Raw genomic sequence first — 2,728 nt, 5'->3', positions numbered from 1 at the left:
GCAGTTGGCGTAGTGTTGGTCTTGTTGACCAGCGTCTTCTTCAGCGAATGGATGAATATGTCTATCGGAATGTTGGTTCATGAAGGTAGTATCTTGGTGGTAATTTTTAATGGCATGAGGTTAATGAAGTATAAGTTGAAAGGTCGAAAAGAATAAAAAGAATAAAAAGAAGTATCAGCACCTGCAGAGAAAGTAAAAATATCTTAAGAATAAATTAGAAGAGGTGAGACAATAGTTCATCCTTGAAATGACAAAAGCGGAAACTCAGATTTTTAAATCTGGGATTTTCCGCTTTTTTGAGTTCTTGAAAAAAAATAAGCGTATAGAGTATGCTCCTTATAAAATGGGTATTCGGACGGGGGGGGGGGGAGATTTCTCTATTTTTTGGTATACACCAAAGGACGAAAAAAATTAATGCAATTCGTTTAATACACAGTTTTTTCTCGTCTTATCCGCATAAATACACAGTATTTTCTCGTCTTATGGGCCATTTCATCGTTCTTTTAACGCACAGTATTTTCTCGTCTTTTAATCGCTGTATCCCTTAATATCACTGGTTATATTTTCTCCAAATAGATTTAAAAGATAAAGCATTTACGATATATAAAAGTCTTCATAATTTACTAAAAAAATTTAATATACGATACGTAAATTTCTCGTGATTTCTCAATAGACAAAGTATCTTCCTTAACGACAAAAGTGGGTACCATCAGCAACAGAAATGGGTGTCGTTAGCAACAATTTATGGATTTGTTGCTATAAAAAGAGATTATCAGCAACAGAAATGGGCGCCATTAGCAACATTATTATGATTTGTTGCTATAAAAAGAGATTATCAGCAACAAAAGTGGGCATCATTAACGACAAAAACGGGCGCCATTGACGACAAAGGTTAAATATGTCGTTGTTGATTTTGGCATTAACGACAAAAACGGGCGCCATTGACGACAAATGTTAAATATGTCGTTGTTGATTTTGGCATTAATGACAAAAGCGGGCGCCATTAACGACAAATCTGAAATTTGTCGTTGTAGTTTATCATCTTTAGAGAAAAGGTATCCGGAAGGGGAGGAAGATTTCTCTATCTTTTGGTATACACCAAAGGACGAAAAAGATTAATGGAATTCGTTCTATGTCTAGTTTTTTCTCGTCTTATATGCATAAATATCTAGTTTTTTCTCGTCTTTTAATCGCTGTATCCCTTAGTATCACTGGTTCTATTTTTTTCTAAAGAGATTTAAAAGATAAAGTATTTACGATATATAAAAGTCTTCATTATTTCACTAAAAAAATTCACTAAAAAAAATTTAATATACGATACGTAAATTTCTCGTGATTTCTCAATAGACAAAGTGTCTTACTTAACGACAAGTTTGAAATTTGTCATTGTAGTTTATCATCATTAACGACAAAAGTTTAAAGTTGTCGTTATTTAAAAGGAGATTTCTTATTTATTGCTGCATATAACGACAAAAGTTGGCGTTAATGACGATTTTTTTATTTTCTTTCGTCATTTACATTCTAATGACGAAAAATAATGGTGGTATTAACGAATTTTTACATATATTTTCGTCCTTATTGGGTTAAATGACGAAAATATTTGGTGACATAAAGCAAGATTTATAGCTACTGCTTGTTGAAAGTATTTGTTTCACTCTGATCAGGTCAATGAACGATATATATATTTAAAGACTTTGCGCAATTCAAAAACCTTATGTATCAAGGGTTTTGTACGTTAAAAAACCACATTTTACGGAGCTAAAAACTACATTTTACGCAGTATTCGACCACATTTCACGTAATTAATTGCCACATTCCCTTGAATATGTGGTTTTTATGTTTATTTAAAGTCGCCCCTTGAGAAAACCGTGTAATTCATTACATGGATGAATCAAGTTCTAGGGCGACTTTAAATAAAGGTGATCAATAAACTATTAAAGGTTTGAATTACCAATTTACGTTCGATTTGTTTAACGGTGAATTAGTAACTTAACCTTCTTTCTATTCGCTAAATAACGTTTAATTTAAAGATTTAAGTGCTTTGCGTAAAAAATAAGCTTGATATAGCAAGGGTTTTGCCATTTGCATGACCAATAGAATGGCAGTTTGAAACAAATAAAATGGCAATTTAAAACAAGTTTTTTTAAAATAGTTGCTTTAAATCAGTTTAAAAACATATAAAATGGCAATTTGAAACAAGTATTTTTAAATTATTTGCTTTAAACTTTATTTAAAACAAATAAAATGGCAATTTAAAACATGTTTTTTTTTAATAGGTGCCTTAAATCAGTTTAAAGACATATAAAATGGCAATTTAAAACATGTTTTTTTTAAATAGGTGCCTTAAATCAGTTTAAAGACATATAAAATGGCAATTTAAAACAAGTTTTTTTAAAATAGGTGCTTTAAATCAGTTTAAAGACATATAAAATGGCAATTTAAAACATGTGTTTTTAAAATAGGTGCTTTAAATCAGTTTAAAGACATATAAAATGGCAATTTAAAACAAGTTTTTTTAAATCTTTTGCTTTAAAAATTTCCAATCATTATATCGTTATAAGTACCAACTTTTGTCGTTATAACTATGCTAAAATATCAAACCTCCGCCCCTTATAACGACAACACCCACAATCAGTCGTTATAAGTGCCAACTTTTGCCGTTGCTAGCTGCCAATTTAGGTATTCCTAAAACCCCTTTGACCTTGATATACTAACCTCAATTTTTACG

Annotated in this window: 1 protein-coding gene and 1 pseudogene; both read left to right on the top strand. The window is 30.7% G+C overall.

Translation table 11 applies throughout. The features are described 5' to 3' along the window. A pseudogene (locus ACRCJ0_RS11705) lies at positions 1-156 on the top strand (HAD-IC family P-type ATPase); the annotation flags it as partial. A gap of 804 nt (positions 157-960) precedes the next feature. Beyond that, a complete protein-coding gene (locus tag ACRCJ0_RS11700) occupies positions 961-1,119 on the top strand; it encodes a hypothetical protein (RefSeq protein WP_431390524.1) in 159 nt (52 codons plus the stop codon). The last annotated feature ends 1,609 nt before the right edge of the window (positions 1,120-2,728 follow it).

The organism is Aerococcus sp. L_32 (genome assembly GCF_050689315.1).
This window is presented reverse-complemented; position numbering and strand designations above follow the sequence as displayed.

Coding starts and splice junctions, on each gene's coding strand:
- ACRCJ0_RS11700 (WP_431390524.1), top strand. CDS start 961: ATGTCGTTGTTGATTTTGGCATTAATGACAAAAGCGGGCGCCATTAAC.